An 18,425-nucleotide genomic window follows, 5' to 3' on the forward strand; every position below is an offset into this window, starting at 1 on the left:
TATAAAATATGATTTCAATGTATTTATGATAGGATTATTTTAAAGCATCTAATATTTTTTTATCTAATGCTGCTGTATTTACTCCAGTTATATACGCTGTTGCTTTTATTGCTGGTATATTATAAGTTGTTGGTAATATAGTTGTAGATACTATTAAATCTGCTCCATCTTGCTTTGTTGCACACTCAGCTATTTTGCATTGTATAACTTCTGCTTGTATATTATTTTCCTTAACTAATCTCTCTACCTTGTCACAAACTACTGTTGATGTTGCTATTCCTGCTCCACATGCTACTAATATTTTTTTCATTTTTATTTCCTCCCAATGATTTTATTTTTCTATTTTTTATTCTTAGTACTTTTATTTTTTATTTTTATAAAGACTTTATTGTCTTTAAAACTTCTTCTTTGTCAGTAGAATTTATTAACTTGTCAACTAACTCTTTATTTTGCATAATTCCCATTAACTCTGTTAATACAGATAATTGACTATGTGGTTGATTAAGTCCTAGTACAAAAGCTAAATTTACAGGAACTTTTTCATCTTGGTCTTCCATAGAACTAAATACTACTGGTTCATTAAAAGTACAGACTGCTATAAATTGCTCTTTTATATATTCTGCATCTGTATGTGGTATGGCTACTCCATAATCACCTAGATTTAAACCTGTTGGAAATACATTCTCTCTTCCTAATATTTTTTCTCCAAATTCTTCTTTTACAAAGCCTAATTCAAAAACTTTATTATGTATTTCTTTAAAGAAATCTTCTTTTGTTTTACACTCCATTTTAAGGTTTATAACTTTATCACTTACAAAATTTATAAACTCCATATTTACACCTCCTAATTGCACTTATCTTATATCTTGTTTTTCTTGCCTTTATATAAAGCATGTCGCGTGCCAAAAAGTGGCTTTTTTTGTGAAACAAAAGAAAATGTTTTCCCTAAAATACCACTCTGTTATAGGATTTAACCTAACTTTCATTGATAAATTTTTTTTAATTTTTATTTTAATTTTTACTTGTTAATCACTTAACTAACCATACTTTTTTATATTTTTTGTGGTTTTTTTTGTTACAGAAATGATTTTTTTGTTTTTTATTAATGGTTTTTTATGTTTAATAATAATTTTATGTAATTATTCTCTCTAAATATGATTTACTTTTTTATATTTTCTCTATCATTCTATTTTTATATGAATGAATTTTCATATAATTGTCCAATAAAATTCATTTTTGGCATAAATAAATTCATCTATTTTCTTTATTCATATAATAAAATCAAGTTGTCAATATGAAAACTTAATATGAAAAGGTGGTAAACTATGAAAAGAAAAAATTTATTTAAGATTGTATTTTTATGCAGTGTATTATTCATTTTTGGATTATTTGTAAATCGAGTCTTTGCAAGTCAAAACAAATCAAAACCAACACTAGATATTACTATAAATGGTTATAATATAACACTTTCTAAAGAAGGCATTTTTAATAGTCAAAATGTAAAGCAACTTAATTCTACTAATCAAAATAGCATAACAATAAAAAGTCATGATAAAGCAAGCATCGTAAAAATAAATGACAAAGAAATAGATATATCTAAAAATTCTACTTTTGAATTGAAAGAAATAAATAGCTCTTCAAAAATAAAAATATCTGTTATGTACAAAAACGAAAATTCATATAGAAATTATTATATAAATTCTCTTTCAAAAAATTTTCCAAAATATAATGTTACTGCAAATAGCCCTTATGATGGTGATTATTATCTTACTACACACAATGAAGAACATAATTTTGTATTTAAATTGGACAATGATGGAAATATAGTTTTTTATAAAGAAGTTGAATCAAATCCTTTTGACTTTAAAAAAATAACTACAGAGGATGGAAAAATTAGATATGGATACTTACTACAAGATAAAGACTCAACAAAAAGAATAAATGCCGTTGGATATTCACCAACTTATCTTGTAATCTTAGATGAAAATTATAATGAAATAAATAAAATTACTATGGAAAAAAGTGAAAATATAGAGGCTGGCACTGAATTAGAAAATCATGACTTTATATACATAAATGATAATCACTACATTGTTTCTAGTTATCAAAAAGTTAAAGCAACAAATATTTCATCAGACTTAAGTAAAGGGAATTCACCTTATGTGGTAAATAGTGTATTACAAGAAATAAAAGATGGAAAAGTTGTATGGCAGTGGGAAAGCATTGACAACCAGAAACTATATTCAGAAAGTGTTGAAAATAATACTTTTAGCGACAAAAGTGACTCAGCTTTAGATTATGTACATTTTAATTCTATGACTATTGACCCAAATGATGGAAACTTAATTTGTTCATTTAGAAATTTAGATGAAGTTATAAAATTAGATAGAAAAACAGGAGAAATTGTTTGGACACTAGGAGGATTAGGAGATGAGTTTAACTTAACAGATAATCAAAAATTCTCAAGACAACATAATGCTAGAATTACAGAAGATGGATATATAACTCTATATGATAATGGTGTAAAAAATCAAGCTACAAGAGTTGTTAAAATAAAATTGGATGAAGAAAATAAAAAAGTTACTGAATATCATTCATACAGTATAGATGACTACTATAAATACATGGGTTCAGTTCAAGAAATAGATAGTGATAAAAAAGTATTTTTAATTGGTACTGGAGGAAAAGCTGGAGAAAATCAAGATTTAGTAGCTATAGAAAAAGACTTTTCTAATGACAAAATTTATTTTAAGTTCTCATTTAAAAGTGGCGAAAGTATGTATAGATGTTATAAGATTCAATAAAAAATTTATCTTGAAATAGATACCAATTTAAATTAATACAGCTCCTGCAAGTAAAATAAACCTATTATTTCACTTGCAGGATTATTATTTTAATATAAAAAGCAGATGCCAACTTTTATGTTGTTATAACACCTGCTTAAATATTAGAAAATCACTATAATACCATATTATTGGTATTTTCCTGCCTACAGTTTTTAATTTCTTATATTCACTATATAATTCTATTTATTTGGACTATATAAATTATTATAATACATATTTTCACTGTCCTGTATTAACTTCTACTTGTATATATATTAATTTAAGTTGTTAAGGTTTTGCTATTACAAACCTTTGGTCTTCACTAGGAGAAACACTTTTCTGTTTTTCTATATATTCTGTTATTATATCAGTAACTTTAATGTTCGTCTTATCACACTTCTTAATATATTTCTCTGGAACACTATAGTCCATAACAGCAATTGAATATGATTTATTTAAATCTATAGAATCTCCTTCTGATGTTGTAATTTTTTTAATTCGTTTACCTGGTTTATCTGTTGGAGAGTACTCCATTTTAAGACCAGAGAAATAATAAAACCATCCACTACTATTGTTATCCACAGTTATAGAATGTTCTAAAGTATTAAGAAGGTCTTTACCAGTCATACTTATCTTCCATAGTGTACCAGTCTCTCCATGCTTTAAATCAGGAAATATTCGTTGTATATCTGTTGTAGTAATATCACCTTTATAAAGCTTAGCACTAACTCCTTTACCATTATAGCGTCCATCTTTACCATTATCTAAAAATAATGCAATTTCACATCCACTTTTAGCACGCATCGCATCTGTTATAATATTTCCTGTTTCAATCATAGAGAAATCTTTTTTAGCATTTCCAATTATTTTAGGACTTACAGCTTTTGAAGAAAGGGTGCTCTGTTTATCCACCATTTTTATAACATCATTTTTATCTAAAGTTCCATTTATCATTCCAGCAAGACCATCACGCAACGAGTCTTGTGTATTTTTAAAAGTAGGAAAAACAGCATATCTACCATGTTCTAAAGCTGGCAATAAAGGTTCTATCTCAGGTTCACTTGGTAATGACATTCCCTTTAGACTTGAGAACATACCACCTGCATCACTAGACAATGATTTTTGCCCTTCAGGCGTACTAATATAATTCATCAACTGCATTACTAAATCATATTTTTCTTTATTTTTTGATTCAGTTAAATTTTTATTAAGACCAATGTAACAAACCATATATAATCTAGCCCAATCTCCATCTTCTCCAGGGCTAAAAAATGGCATCAGTGCAAATTCATCAGTAGAACCAGTTTGAGCAAAACCTGAACGTGCCAATAAATTAGAATCTTCTGTCATAGCACACTTACGAGTAAATAACATGTTTTGGCTATCTTGATAATGTAGGTTTAAATCATTCTTCTTTAGTATACCTTTTTGGATAAGTTCTTGAAAAACATCTAGAGACGTATTAAATTGGTCGCCAAAACTTCCATTTCCATTATTATAATTATCAAGCCACTTAGCATCTTCAGGTTTACTAAAACTATTTGCATAGTTAAAACCAATAAATGGAGTCTCTAAAACTTCTTTATTTCCAAGACTCAATTGTAATGAACGTATACCTGTCTTCTCAATTTTTTGACATAGTTCAATAAACTCATTATAATTTTTAGGTACATCCCAACCATGTTCTTTGAATAACGTTTTATTATATACAATAGCACGTATAGTTGCAGGACCTGGTAAATAGTAAAGTTTTCCATCCCTAGTAATAGGTTTAAGCATAGATGTATTATATTTACTGGTAAAAGTCATACCAGACAAATCAATAAGTCGGTCATCCCAATATTCCTCTCCTACATCTAGTGGCCAAGTCATAACTATATCTGTTAAATCATCATGTTCTAGACGTGCTTTATATTCCTCTGCCAGAGTAGTATTAGCTGTATAGTTTCCAACTTGAACAATATCAATATTAGGAAACTTTTCTTCAACAGCCTTTTCAAAATTATTAATTGAAAAAGCATACTTAACCAAAATGGTAATAGGAGTTCGATTATCTTGGGTTACTTTTTGTGTTAGAATATCTTCTGTTTCATTTTTTGTACACCCACAAGTTATAAAAGTTACAAAAATACTAAGTAAAATTAATACCAAGGATAGTTTGATTTTATAAAAGCGTTTTAAACATTTAAGCTTCAAACATTGTAGCATATAGTATCACTCCTCATCATTTTTTGGTAACCCAAATAAAAGTTCTTCAAAATTTGAAATTGGCATTGGTTTTGCAAATACATAACCTTGAATATAGTCACAACCTATTTCTTTTAGCATTTTTACTTGATTATAATCTTCAACACCTTCTGCCACAGTAGTCATGGAAAGTGATTTCGCCATACCAATGATACTACTTACTACAGACTTAGTACGACCATAGTTGTTTTTAGTATTTCTAAAAAATATCTTATCTAATTTTAATGTATCTACAGGTATATCCTGTATAAGATTTAATGAAGAGTATCCACTTCCAAAATCATCCATAGAACATCCAAATCCCATTGAATGAATTTCATCAATAATGGCAGATAGGCGTTCAGTGTCTTCATATACCATATTTTCTGTCAGCTCAATCTCAATATACTGTGAAGGTACATTATAACGTGAGAAAATTTCATAATACTTATCTAAAAATTTTTCATCTTTTAATTGAATTCTTGAACAGTTTACAGAGATTTTTACTAAATCTTTACCTTCATCAAACCATCTTTGCAAAGTCATACAGACATTTTCAAACACCCATAAATCTACGTTTACAATAAATCCATTTTTCTCAAATAATGGGATAAATGCATCTGGATAAATCATTCCCTCTGACTTACTAATCCAACGGACTAATGCCTCTGCCCCTCCTATTTTTTCATTTTCAGTCATATATTTAGGCTGTAGATATACTTGGAATTCTCCTTCTTCTAAGGCACTTTCCATCATATCTTCTAATTGTTTTTCACGTACTAATTGTTGACGAACTTTTTCATTATAAATCGAGTACTTTATCTTATTATTTTTAAAATCTTTTGTAGAATCACGCAGTGCAAGCTTTGCACGGTCTGCCATGTATGGAAATTCCATAGAAGTATCTGTAATTATAAAAACACCAAACTGCATAGAAAGAGAAGCCCATTCAAACCCATACTTTCCAGAATTTTTCATTATGGCATTATACCAATCTTCAAATCTTTTAGTTAGAGAAGTGTCTTCACTATATGTTATAAGTATACAGAAGTTATCTGCAAACAATCTTCCCATACATTCATTAGGAGCTAAAAGAGATGTTATACCATCATATACTCCACGTAATATAGAATCTCCAGCTTCTCTTCCAAACTGGTCATTTAGCATTTTAAACTTTTCAATATTCATATATACAAGTGCATGTTGTTCAGATGATTGTTTCAATAATTCATCTGAGATATTATAAAATCGTTGTATTGTATTTCCTCTAGTTACAGTATCTACATAAGCAATATACTCTAAGTTCTTCTTATGTCTATAAAAAGATATTATCAAAGCTATTGTAAGAATTGCAAATGCTAGTGTTATAAAACCACATAATAATAATGTAATCTTCAACAATAAGTTTGACTTTGCATTTACTACAGATACTGGCACAAAAGTTAACAAGTACCAATCCTCCTGTCCAATAGGAATATATACCATATATTCATGTGAACCATTTAATTTAAATCCTACTTGCCCACTAAGATTATTGTTTATATCATTTTTCATCTTATTAAAATCACTATTAGAGTCTAACTTAGATTGACTTATAGTGTTCAGTATATTATACCCTGTTTTTTCAGCAATAGGAGATGACGAACGAACTACAACAGTACCATCTTTATTGATAATATGTGAATATGCTTGATTATTAAATGAAGTCATAGATAACACTTTATCAAAAGATTCAGGAGAGTAACTTATTGCAAGTGCAACTATATTTTTATTATCAATAACCACACTATCTAGTGGTACAGCAAAAACTATACATTCCTTATTATCTATCATTTGTGATGTAGACATAGACTCTTTCTTATTTATGACAGCATCTTGAAGGTATGTGTCACTACTAAGAGATACTGATTTACCATCAGAATTGTATGCAACTCCATTTTCATCAATCATCATAATATCTTGACAATTCCAATATTTTTTTTGAGAATCCATCATAGGCTTTGCTTTATGAAAAGAATCTATATTTGTATTTTTTATCATTAATGCTATTGTATCTAATATAGAGTAACTGTCATCAATAATCTTACTCACATTACTCCCTATTCTATTAGATATTTCTTGAAGATAGTTACTACTTTCTTCTTGCACAGTATTTCTCAATTTGCAATAGTATTTAAAACATACTATACCCATAAAAAAACATATAACTATGAATACTATCGCTATTGTTCTAACCATTTGTGCGCTGTTTAACGTTTTTCTTTTTACACTCATATAATATATATCCCCTTGAATAATAAATCTAAATATGTATGAATAATTTAAAAATTTCGAATTTAACTTAAGCTTCAAGTAAGTTATTGTATAATACAAATTTAGATTAACAATAATTTAAATATCTTTATTTATACAAGAATGTTATTTTCTACTACCCTCTATTACTTAAGAAAATAGGAAATTATTGTATTTTCATTACTAATCTCATAATAATCAATCCTTAAAAAATAAACACTTGATAGCCATTTTTATCAATTTATAAAAGATGGTTTAATTATTCTATTAGTTATTAGAAATAATTAATAATTAATTTTTTAATATAGCAACCTATCCTTATTATAGCTTCTATATTTTAATTTTGGAATAGTTTAGATATTTTTTATATTTATATATAATAATATCTTGATTTTTTTTAAAACCTATGTGCAACATATCTTTAAACATACCAAAAATCTTACTATGTACTTATATTTTAGTGCTATATTTATGTTTTAATATATAATAACAATACTATAAAAATAAAATGACAAAAATATTAATAAACATTATCTTATACTGAGTTATCTGTAAATAAAAAAGGCTAACACTATAAAACCAAATAAGCTGATTTTAAGGTATTAACCTTATATTGAATAATTGACTAGATAAAATAATCCATTTTAAAACTCATACTAAAATCAATTGTCCTTATTTTTACATTTTTATATTAAAAATTAACTTAATATCTTTTTTATTTCATTTTTATCTTCAGTATTTAATAGAACTTCTAAAGTATGTTGGTCATTAATTTTTGAAAACAAGCTTCGTATTTCTTTTTTATTGTTTTCTTTAAGTGCTAATAATACTACCAAATCTACCATAAATTTATTATCCCATACAATAGGTTTATTTAATCTTGCTATGGCTATTGCAGGCTTTATAACGTTTTCTGGAAGACCATGTGGTACAGCTACCTTTGAGCCCATTACAACACTTCCCATAGCTTCTCTTTTATATACACTTAAGATATACTTTGAATCTACATATCCACCTTCTTCAAGCTTTGAAACAAGAGTATCAATTATATACTCCTTTGAAATTCCTTCAAAATTGTATAAAATCAAATCTTCATGTATTAAATTATCCAATTTATTATCACTATTTAAAGCTGGTTGTTTATTATTTAAGTGTTCTAAAACTTTATTAATACCATTTTTTCCAAGTACCTCGTTATAAGAGATAAAAGGTACATTTTTATAATCTATATCAATAGTTCCACAGATAGCAATAATATTATATTCAGTTTCAATATCATTTAACTCTTCTTCTAAATTATTATTTAAAAAAGCAATTGGCTTTACTTCAATTGAAGTATCATACTCCTTAATTTGTTTTTCTATATGCTCCTTTAAATTTAAAGCTGTGCCTACACCACTCAAGCACAATGTAATAATTACATTTTTCTTCCCATACTCATTTTTTCTATAACTAAACTTATTTGTATTTATCATGGCATAATTTTTATTTTTCTTTAAATCCGCTATTATCCCATCTAAACTTTTTCCTTCAATAGTTGCAAGTTTTCCTGCTTCCATTGCCAATAATGTATCTACTCTGTTTACGGTTTTACATCTAATACCAAGTCTTTTTTCAACCTCATCACCAAGAATTACTAAAGAACCCATATCAATTAGGACTAGAATCCCTTTTCTAGCTTCTATCTTCCGAAGTTCCTCTAATACATGTTCTATACCTTCTGATGGTGAATCCGTAAGTGCTATTTCTATACCCAATGTACATTCTATACCAAGAATATGGTTTACGACATTAGACATTTCAATACCGACTTTACCATGTGTAACTATTACTACTTTTACTTTATCTTTTATACTTTCCTCATTATAGCAAAATTTATTTATATAATAAGCTAAATATCCAAGTTCATCTTCTGGAAATGTAACTTGTGTTAAGTCTTCTACTATACCCATTATATATCTGGATAACTCATATTCCATTGGCATTGATGCTTTTATTTTATCTAAACTCGGATTTATTATAGGTTTACCATCTTTTATTCTACCTATAGCATGTTCGATGTGAATTGCTAGAGCTAAATATAGCCCTTGATTTACATGTTTAAACTGCTCTTTAATAAATATTATTACCTTATCCATTATCTCTAGTGTAGACTCTTTTAATTGTCCACCCCAGTCTATTCTACTTCTCCTGTCAGACAAGTTTTTATTATTTTTAATAGCATTAAACTTTTTATCTAACTTTTCTATAAATGCATTTTTTAATTCTTCTTCAGAAAAACATTTACTCTCCAGAACCTTAAGTTCTTTTTCTGCATAATTGTATATTTCACTTATCTCATTATCTGATAAAATTCTATTTTTCCCACTAACCAATTCACTAATATCTATATATATATCTTCAACTGAGAACTCAGAATACTTTTCATTTTCACAATTACAATCATAATATCCACTTTTTATATAATCCCTTAAACTATCTAAATCTATAATTACCTTATCGCTAGAAAATATTGATTTGCTAAAAGCCCTAGCACAGGTTACTTGTATATCACTCTTTAACTGACCTATATTTCCAGTACACTTATAATTCATTAGTGCACACATAACTTCTTTAGTTATTATAAAATTCTTGTTTACTCGTTTTGCTTCTCTTTCAAAAAACTTTATTATTATTTCATATCTTTCAGACTTCGGTCTTTCACTCATATTAGGTAAATTTATTACCATTGGTATACGTCTTCTAAATGTTTGAAGTAAATTAGAATTTGGATTTTCTGTTGTAGCACTTATTATGAGAACATTTGCCTTTCTAGTAGAACTACTTTCTCCTAACCTTCTAAATTCTCCTCTATCTATTAATGAAAATAATATCTCTTGCCCAGCAGCAGGCAATCTATGAATTTCATCTAAAAATAAAATTCCATTATCAGCTTGTTCTACAAGACCTTCTCTATTTGCATCGGCTCCTGTATATGCACCTTTTACTACTCCAAAAAGTTGAGCTATCAATAAATTAGGATTTTCTGCATAATCTGCACAGTTAAACACTATAAACGGACTGTTCTCTTCTTTGATATTGTTTTTTACAGCATATTTATACATACATGTAGCTAGTTCACTTTTTCCTACACCTGTCTCTCCATATATTATAGTATGAAGACCATTAGGAGGATACATTATTGCTGACTTAGCTAAGTTTACCTTTTCTTTTAGGCTTCCTTTTATACCTATCAAGTCTTCAAATCCATCTTCTTCTACAGCCTTACTTACCTTTACATGCTTTCCCGATGATGCTGGTTCTTTATCTTTAATACCACTCTTTGACTGATTCAAATTTTCTTCTTTTAACAGTTTGGACACTGCACTTCTTGATATGTTATATCCATTTTCTATTAATATCTCAGTTATTTTTCTTTCAGACATATGAGGGTTTTCACTTACAATTTTTGATATATCTTTTATTAATATTGTTTTTCTTCTTTCTCTTGAATCTAAAATATTATTCTTCTTTCTGACTGCTATAACTTCAGACCTAGCTACGTCTAACATTTCAGCAAGTTCTTGGTCTGTATATGGATTTTTTTTATCTTCTCTTTGTATTTCTCTTAATATTTTATCCATTTTTCGCCTCCTCACTTAAAAAATTAATCTATTTCAATATATTATACACCAAAATAAGACTAGGCAAAATAGCCTAGCCTTATTACTTAGAATTTCCATAATAGCCACTTTAATATACTTATAATCACACTTTACAATTATAATTTTAAAGAAGCACCTTCCCAATCCTTCATAAAGCTATCTATTCCTTTGTCTGTCAAAGGATGCTTAATCATTTGGTTTATAACTTTAAGAGGAACTGTTGCTATATCTGCTCCCATTCTAGCAGCCTGTAAAACATGTATTGGATTTCTAACACTAGCAACTATTATTTGAGCCTCAATACTATTTACACTAAATATGTCAACGATTTCTTCAATTAAATCAAGACCATTTTGTGATATGTCATCTAATCTTCCAACAAAAGGACTTACATATGTAGCACCAGCTCTAGCAGCTAAAAGAGCTTGTCCGGCAGAGAATATAAGTGTAACGTTAGTTTTTATACCTTTACTTGATAGTACTTTTACTGCTTTTAATCCTTCTGCTGTCATAGGTATTTTTATAACTATATTTTTATGTATCTTAGATAATTTTTCTGCTTCTTCTATCATTCCTTTATGCTCTAAACTTATTACTTCTGCACTTATTGGTCCATCTATTATTTCGCTTATTTCTTTAACTACCTCTATAAAATCTCTACCTTCTTTAGCTATTAGTGATGGATTGGTAGTCACTCCACATATCACACCTAAATCATTTGCTTCTTTTATCTCTTCAATATTGGCTGTGTCTATAAAAAATCTCATAAAAAAATCCTCCATAATTACATAATTAAAATATGTGCTAAACACAAGTATATAATATCATAAATTATCTAAAGTTTACAGTTCCATTATCTATAGATTCTACTACTGCCAAAGATTCTAATCTTACATTATTGGCCTTTAAAAGTGCTCCTCCAGCTTGGAAACCTTTTTCAATAACAATTCCTACTCCAACTAAGTTTGCTTCTGCTTGCTCAATTAAATCTTTAAGACCAAGAGCAGCCCTTCCATTTGCCAAGAAATCATCTACTATCAGTATCTTTTCACCTTTGTTTATATACTTTTTAGAAACTTTAACTGAGTATTCCTTAGCCTTAGTGAATGAATATACATTAGTTTCATACACGTCTTTATCTAAGTTCTTAGATTCCGATTTTTTTGCAAATACTACAGGTGCATTATCAAAATACTGCGAAACAATTGATGCTATAGCTATTCCTGAAGCTTCTATTGTAAATATTTTATCTACCTTTTCTCCTTTAAATCTCTCTTTGAACTCTCTTCCTATTTCATTTAAAAAAGCTACGTCAATTTGATGATTTAAAAAGCTATCAACTTTTAGTATGTCATTTCCTGAAACACTGCCTTCTCTCAATATCTTTTCTTGTAAAGCCTTCATTGAACTCCCACCTAACCCTTTCTAAAATTATATTAATAAAAAAATTATATTTGCTCTAATTTTACTATCTATACTACTAGTATTTTATATTAAAATACTAAAAAAGCTCCTGTCTATATCATAGACAGGAGCTTAAAATTCAAAGTAATTAACTTAATATATAATTTAAAATAAGTATAAACTATATCTTCTTCACTCCTGTAGTCAAGCTATTAATGGTAGCTTAGTAGAAACATTTGAACCGTATTATCAAAAATATACAGGTAAATATATTAATTTATTCTTTTTAATTATATATTATAATTCTCTATTATTCAACAAATAATTCAAACTGTGTAGAATAATATACCATAAATAGTTTATCAACACTCAATTTTTCAAGCAAATTTATAAATTTTCCATAAATGTATAACTTTTTTCAATATTATCTAAAAGTTCATCATCATTTATATTAGCTATTTTAGCAATGGCTTTTTTTACCCCATTCAATTTTATCAACTCTTGTAATTCTACACTTTGAGCATCTTCACTATTATTATAATGAAGTGCTGCACCTATTCCAAGAATCAAATTATCAACTGATAATCCATATGACTTTGCTGTAATTAAAGGTTTAATCAATCTATCTTTGTCACTTAATTTTCTTAATGGCTCTCTTCCAACTCTAACTACATCGTCATTAAGATATGGATTTTTAAATCTATTTAAAATCTTATCAATATACTTATAGTGTGCTTTGGAATCAAAATTGTATTTTTTAATTAATCCTTCTCCACTTTCTATCATAGCATTTTTAACTATATTACAAATGTATTCATCTTTTATACTTTCTTCTATAGTCTTATATCCTTTTAAATAGCCTATATAAGCTGTTATAGCATGTCCTGTATTTAGTGTAAACAATTTACGTTCAATATAAGCCATAAGATTGTCAGCTAAGTTCATTCCAACTATGTTTGGTATCTCTCCTTTAAATCCTTGTTTTTCAACATTCCATTCATAGAAATTTTCGACTGTTACATCAAGAGGATTTTCATTTTTACCTGGAGGAACTATTCTATCAACTGAACAGTTTGGGAAACCAACATACATCTCTAAATAGTCCACTTCTTCCTTACTTAAATACTTAATAACTTCCTCTTTTAAAGAAGAACTTGCATATATTGCATTTTCGCAAGCTATTATATTTAGATTATATGTTAATCCATTTTCTTTTCTAGTCTTTATACCTTTTGCAATTGTAGAAGCTATTTTAGTTAAAACTAAAGGTCCAACTGCTGTAGTTATTATTTCAGCCTCTACAATCTCATCTATTATTTCTTCTTTTATAGATGAAACTCCACTTATATTATCAATTACTTCATCTATACATTCTACATCTCTTATGTGTATAGTGTATTTTTTATCTTTATTTATTGCGTTTAATATTTCTTCATTTACATCAGCAAATACTACATGATAACCTGATTTAACTAATAAGCCTCCAATAAATCCTCTTCCAATATTTCCTGCTCCAAACTGAATTGCCTTTTTCATTTTAAGTTCCTCCTAAGATTAGTTGGCAAAAGCTTCCATGAAAGCTTGTTTGTCATTTGAATTTTTTAGTCTTTCTGTTAAATCATCATCTAAAACTATTGCTATATTAGATAATATCTCTAAATGTTCATCTCCAACACCAGCTATCCCTATTAATAAGTAAGCTTTTTCTCCATCAAAATCTATTCCATTAGGAAATTGTAATATAACTATTCCTGAAGATAAAATTTCTTTTTTAGCTTCATTTACACCATGTGGAATAGCAACACCCATTCCCATATATGTAGTCATTACTTTTTCTCGTTCTAACATTGCTGGTATATATTCTTCTTTTACATACCCATTTTCAACTAATTTTCTTCCTGCTAAAGTTATAGCTTCTTCCTTTGAAACACTATCTAATCCTAAAAATATATTATTCTCATTTAATACTTTACTCATAATATCAACCTTCCTTTTTAATATAATTTTATTTATCTATAAATGTTTTTAATCTGTTTGTATAAAAATTAAAAACTATATCTTTTACTTCTAATATCATCTCTTCTATATAAAATTTATTTATCTTATTAGTAAAAACTATATTATCTATTAGTGAACCACTTATTTCACTCATTATTTGCCTCTGATAGCTAGGTGAATTTTTAGGAAGCAACATAAAAACTACATTATCAATTTCTTCATTTGAATCTAGCATGATTTTGTTTTCTAACTTTATTATTGCTAACTTCATAATATCTATTCTTTCACTCATACAATGTAATAATAGAATTTTTGATTCTTCTATATATGGAATTGAGATTTTTAATCTTTCTTCTAATGCTTCTTTTATAGATATTCTATCTTCACTAGACTTTGCAAATATTTTTGATGAATCTACAATAAGCTCACTTAAATCTTTACTTTTAAATTTTTCAAATTGAACTTCCTCTAAAAATTGAAGAATATCTTTTCCTATATTCATGCTTTCTGTTATCTGCTCATAAACTTTATTCTTATTTTTAGTATCGTTTTTTACATTTAAATTAATTAGTTTATTTTGAGCTATAGACTTTATTTTTTCCTTGATTATCTGTTCATCTTCTAAGCTCATAAATGGACCTACACATATATAATCTAAGTTTGTATTTAACTCAACTGTAGACACAATTAAGTCCACATCTTTTTCCCTTAAATAATCTTCATCTATATTTATAGCTGAGATGGTTTCAAGTATATTTAAGTTTGGAAACTTATTTTCAATCTTAGTTGATAAGAATCTTGATGTCCCTATTCCAGTAGGACATGCTACAACAAGATTTATATTAGTATACATCATTAGATTTTTTTCTATAGCTGATGCAAAGTGCATTGCAATATACCCTATTTCAGACTCAGGTATTGAATTTATATTTAGCTTATCTTTTATTATTCTAGAAATTTTTTCAACTCCATTATAGGCATATGAATACTTACTTTTTATTTCATCTAAAAGAGGATTCCTTATTTCTAATCCCATATTCAATCTATTTATAGAAGGCCCTAAATGATTTGCTAGGTCTTTAAACAATCTCTCATCATTTTTAAGACTTATTTTAAATTCATCTTCAGCTAAATCTATCATCTTGTTTGTAATGTCCATCACTTCTATATCATCTAAGTTTAAAGCTTTATGATTTGAAGATGACCTTTGCTTTGCACCTCTGATGTGCATGGTTATATATCCAACCTCATCTAATGGTATATCCATACTAAAGTCTATTTCCATACCATTTACGATTTCTTGGGCTAATCTAAACTCTTCTGTCATAGATAATTCTTTTAGAAATTCTTTGTCCATAGTTATATTTTCACCATTTTTTATCCTTTGTAAAGCTAATGAAATATGAACTACAAGACCTATATATGCACTATCAGCTAAATTCACATCTAAATCTGAAAGCTTCTTTGTTAATGTACTTTCAACTTTTCTTATTATGCATCTATCCATTAAGTTTAAAAGTCTATTTTCACTTAAAATTTCTATTGCTTTATCTGTCTGTATATTCTCACTTATATTTCTGACCATATCTAATATTTCTTTTTCATTGAATGAATCATATATAAGATTTACATATGCTTCTCTGAAGCTTTTTTCCTGACCTTTTAGGTAAACACCAAGCCCTGGTTTTCTAACAAGCTCAATATCAAATCTTTCCAACCATTTACTTGCTAATGCAAAATCATTATTCAATACCCCTTCAGATACTTTTAATAGTTTTGCAAAATAATAAGATTTTACTGGCTCATTAGAAATTAGTAGCTTTGATAATATAATTAAATTTCTTTCTTCCTTACTATATTCTTTTTCTATTTTCTCTTCTTCTAACAACTCGATTATAAAGTTTTGATTTTCTATATTTTCTTCTAAAATCAATCCAACTCCTGGTTTTTTTACAAAATTAAAATCATTTTCATCAAACCATTTTTCAATTCCAGACATATCTCTAAGTACAGTTCTTGAACTTAAATCCAACTCTCCTGCAATCTCAGAAATAGTTATTGGAATATTTTTTTTTGAATTTTCTACTATCATTAGTATTATCTTTTTTTGTCTAGATGTAATCTTCTTTTTTTTCAAATTATCCACTCCTAATCAGTGGTACTTTTTATTTTTATTTAGATTCTAATCTTTTAAATAATGTATCTAAATTTGGGTCATTTAAAAAGTTGTTTATTGAAACTATCTCAACACTTGAATTATTCTTAGCTACTCTTTCAACTAGTGTATTATGAGTTACTACTATTTGTGTATCATCTGGAAGATTATCGACAGATGAATTTGTAATTTCTATATTCAAATCTAAATTTTTTATTCTATTTTTAAATCTAGAAGCTCCCATTGCACTAGAACCCATTCCCGCATCACATGCAAATACAATCTTCTTAATTTCGTTTACTTCAAGTTGCTTTTCTTCAACACTTTTATCAGAATTCTTACTTGCAGATTTCATATCACTCATTTTTGCTTTAGCTTCTTCTAAAGTACCATCTTCTTCACTTTGATTTGCAGAAGCTCTCTTAACAAATGGCGCTGCTACCAAGAATGATACAGCTGTTGCCACTGCAACCCCTGCTAAGACTGGAAGTAACCCTCCCTTTGGTGCTAGTGCCATAAGTGCAAATATGCTTCCTGGTGATGGTGCTGCTACAAGTCCAGCTCCTAGTATTGAGAAAGTTAATATTCCTGCTGCTCCACCTGCCATTGTAGCTAATATTAAAACTGGATTCATTAAGATGTATGGGAAGTATATTTCATGTATACCACCAAAGAAATGTATTATTACAGCTCCTGGTGCTGATTGTTTTACGCTTCCTCTACTAAACATCCAGTATGCTAATAGAACTCCTAAACCTGGTCCAGGGTTACTTTCTAATAAGAACATTATAGATTTACCTGCTTCTTTTGCTTCAGCTATACCTATAGGTCCTAATATACCATGATTTATTGCATTGTTTAAGAACAATACTTTTCCAGGCTCTATAAATGCTGAAACTAAAGGTAATAAACTTTTGCTAACTATAAATTGAACTCCAGATTCTATAAGAGCTGTACCTGCTACTATTGCTGGCCCTATTGCATAAAATCCTAATATTGCAAGAAGCATACCTATTATACCTATTGAAAAGTTATTTACTAACATTTCAAATCCTGTTGGTATCTTACCATCTACAAATTTATCGAATTTCTTGATTATCCATCCTGCAAATGGTCCCATTATCATAGCTCCAATAAACATTGGTATATCAGCTCCAACGATTACGCCCATCGCTGCTGCTGCACCTATTACTCCACCTCTTTGTCCTGCTATTGCTTTACCACCAGTGTAAGCTATCAACAGTGGTAAAAGGTATTTTATCATTGGGTCACCTATTGTACTTAATTTCTCATTAGGCATCCACCCTGTTGGTATAAATAATGCTGTTATAAGGCCCCATGCTATAAAAGCTCCTATATTTGGCATTACCATACCACTTAAAAATTTTCCTATTCGCTGTATAGATGTCTTTATTGTCGATTGATTAGAACTGCTCATAATTTTACCTCCATTTGAATTATATTCTATATCGATATGATTCCCTTTTGTTATACTTTTATTATAGAGTTTATATTTTCTAGTAACAACTTTAAGAAATCGTTTCTATGTCACTTAAGATAATGACATTTGTCATTTTAGTTTTTGTTTAACTTTATTTATGTAGTACTTTAGAGTATCTAGTGTTACAAATAATACTATTTTTATAAAATATTTAAATTTATAATATTCTTTTTTATTATATATTGTATATTTTTTTCTGTAGTATTTTAAAACATATTAGTATTTTTAAGTTATTTAATAATTTTATACATTAGATTAGATACTGTTGACAAAGAAACACTCTGTAAATTATATATATTCTTCTATTATTTCTATATAATTTACTTAATTGTGAGAACATTATTATTTTAAAGTTACTTATACTTAGAATAACTTCATTA

General features: G+C 27.9%; 12 protein-coding genes and 1 riboswitch. Of the genes, 1 reads left to right on the top strand and 11 read right to left on the bottom strand.

The window, feature by feature from the left end:
- Positions 1-34: 34 nt before the first annotated feature.
- Positions 35-310 (bottom strand): PTS sugar transporter subunit IIB, encoded by a 276-nt coding sequence (locus tag ACTG44_RS12215; RefSeq protein ID WP_021385190.1) that lies wholly within the window; start codon positions 308-310, stop codon positions 35-37.
- A 64-nt stretch (positions 311-374) separates the two neighbouring features.
- Positions 375-833 (bottom strand): PTS sugar transporter subunit IIA, encoded by a 459-nt coding sequence (locus ACTG44_RS12220; protein WP_021385161.1) that lies wholly within the window; start codon positions 831-833, stop codon positions 375-377.
- Between the two features lie 492 nt (positions 834-1,325).
- Between ACTG44_RS12220 and ACTG44_RS12225 the strand changes: the two genes are divergently transcribed.
- Positions 1,326-2,804 (top strand): arylsulfotransferase family protein, encoded by a 1,479-nt coding sequence (locus ACTG44_RS12225; protein WP_021385126.1) that lies wholly within the window; start codon positions 1,326-1,328, stop codon positions 2,802-2,804.
- A 309-nt stretch (positions 2,805-3,113) separates the two neighbouring features.
- Here ACTG44_RS12225 and ACTG44_RS12230 read toward each other — a convergent pair whose 3' ends face one another.
- The 9 genes from ACTG44_RS12230 to ACTG44_RS12270 form a co-directional block, all read right to left on the bottom strand.
- Positions 3,114-5,033 carry an extracellular solute-binding protein gene (locus ACTG44_RS12230; RefSeq protein ID WP_479920515.1) on the bottom strand — a complete coding sequence of 640 codons (1,920 nt, stop codon included), beginning with the start codon at positions 5,031-5,033 and terminating at the stop codon, positions 3,114-3,116.
- A gap of 6 nt (positions 5,034-5,039) precedes the next feature.
- Positions 5,040-7,325 (bottom strand): bifunctional diguanylate cyclase/phosphodiesterase, encoded by a 2,286-nt coding sequence (locus tag ACTG44_RS12235; protein ID WP_021385191.1) that lies wholly within the window; start codon positions 7,323-7,325, stop codon positions 5,040-5,042.
- A 716-nt stretch (positions 7,326-8,041) separates the two neighbouring features.
- Positions 8,042-10,966, bottom strand: a complete 2,925-nt coding sequence (locus ACTG44_RS12240) for a sigma 54-interacting transcriptional regulator (RefSeq protein ID WP_021385120.1) — start codon at positions 10,964-10,966, stop codon at positions 8,042-8,044.
- Between the two features lie 137 nt (positions 10,967-11,103).
- A complete protein-coding gene (gene fsa / locus ACTG44_RS12245) occupies positions 11,104-11,754 on the bottom strand; it encodes a fructose-6-phosphate aldolase (RefSeq protein ID WP_021385171.1) in 651 nt (216 codons plus the stop codon).
- Positions 11,755-11,818: 64 nt separating this feature from the next.
- A complete protein-coding gene (locus tag ACTG44_RS12250) occupies positions 11,819-12,391 on the bottom strand; it encodes a xanthine phosphoribosyltransferase (RefSeq protein WP_021385179.1) in 573 nt (190 codons plus the stop codon).
- Positions 12,392-12,572: 181 nt separating this feature from the next.
- A riboswitch (purine riboswitch) is annotated at positions 12,573-12,674 on the bottom strand.
- 104 nt (positions 12,675-12,778) lie between these two features.
- A complete protein-coding gene (locus ACTG44_RS12255) occupies positions 12,779-13,927 on the bottom strand; it encodes a mannitol-1-phosphate 5-dehydrogenase (protein WP_021385253.1) in 1,149 nt (382 codons plus the stop codon).
- A gap of 18 nt (positions 13,928-13,945) precedes the next feature.
- Positions 13,946-14,368: a PTS mannitol transporter subunit IIA gene (locus ACTG44_RS12260; RefSeq protein WP_021385085.1), complete on the bottom strand. Its 423-nt coding sequence runs from the start codon at positions 14,366-14,368 to the stop codon at positions 13,946-13,948.
- A 28-nt stretch (positions 14,369-14,396) separates the two neighbouring features.
- Complete coding sequence (locus tag ACTG44_RS12265) at positions 14,397-16,535, bottom strand: BglG family transcription antiterminator (protein WP_234781121.1); 2,139 nt, start codon at positions 16,533-16,535, stop codon at positions 14,397-14,399.
- Between the two features lie 25 nt (positions 16,536-16,560).
- Positions 16,561-17,982: a PTS mannitol transporter subunit IIBC gene (locus ACTG44_RS12270; RefSeq protein ID WP_021385174.1), complete on the bottom strand. Its 1,422-nt coding sequence runs from the start codon at positions 17,980-17,982 to the stop codon at positions 16,561-16,563.
- Positions 17,983-18,425 lie beyond the last annotated feature (443 nt).

The sequence above is a fragment of the Clostridioides sp. LIBA-2809 genome, assembly GCF_056688965.1.

What these genes read in the sequence shown, in the direction of transcription:
- ACTG44_RS12215 (WP_021385190.1), bottom strand. Translation starts at nt 310, where the DNA reads ATGAAAAAAATATTAGTAGCATGTGGAGCAGGAATAGCAACATCAACA.
- ACTG44_RS12220 (WP_021385161.1), bottom strand. Translation starts at nt 833, where the DNA reads ATGGAGTTTATAAATTTTGTAAGTGATAAAGTTATAAACCTTAAAATG.
- ACTG44_RS12225 (WP_021385126.1), top strand. Translation starts at nt 1,326, where the DNA reads ATGAAAAGAAAAAATTTATTTAAGATTGTATTTTTATGCAGTGTATTA.
- ACTG44_RS12230 (WP_479920515.1), bottom strand. Translation starts at nt 5,033, where the DNA reads ATGCTACAATGTTTGAAGCTTAAATGTTTAAAACGCTTTTATAAAATC.
- ACTG44_RS12235 (WP_021385191.1), bottom strand. Translation starts at nt 7,325, where the DNA reads ATGAGTGTAAAAAGAAAAACGTTAAACAGCGCACAAATGGTTAGAACA.
- ACTG44_RS12240 (WP_021385120.1), bottom strand. Translation starts at nt 10,966, where the DNA reads ATGGATAAAATATTAAGAGAAATACAAAGAGAAGATAAAAAAAATCCA.
- fsa (WP_021385171.1), bottom strand. Translation starts at nt 11,754, where the DNA reads ATGAGATTTTTTATAGACACAGCCAATATTGAAGAGATAAAAGAAGCA.
- ACTG44_RS12250 (WP_021385179.1), bottom strand. Translation starts at nt 12,391, where the DNA reads ATGAAGGCTTTACAAGAAAAGATATTGAGAGAAGGCAGTGTTTCAGGA.
- ACTG44_RS12255 (WP_021385253.1), bottom strand. Translation starts at nt 13,927, where the DNA reads ATGAAAAAGGCAATTCAGTTTGGAGCAGGAAATATTGGAAGAGGATTT.
- ACTG44_RS12260 (WP_021385085.1), bottom strand. Translation starts at nt 14,368, where the DNA reads ATGAGTAAAGTATTAAATGAGAATAATATATTTTTAGGATTAGATAGT.
- ACTG44_RS12270 (WP_021385174.1), bottom strand. Translation starts at nt 17,982, where the DNA reads ATGAGCAGTTCTAATCAATCGACAATAAAGACATCTATACAGCGAATA.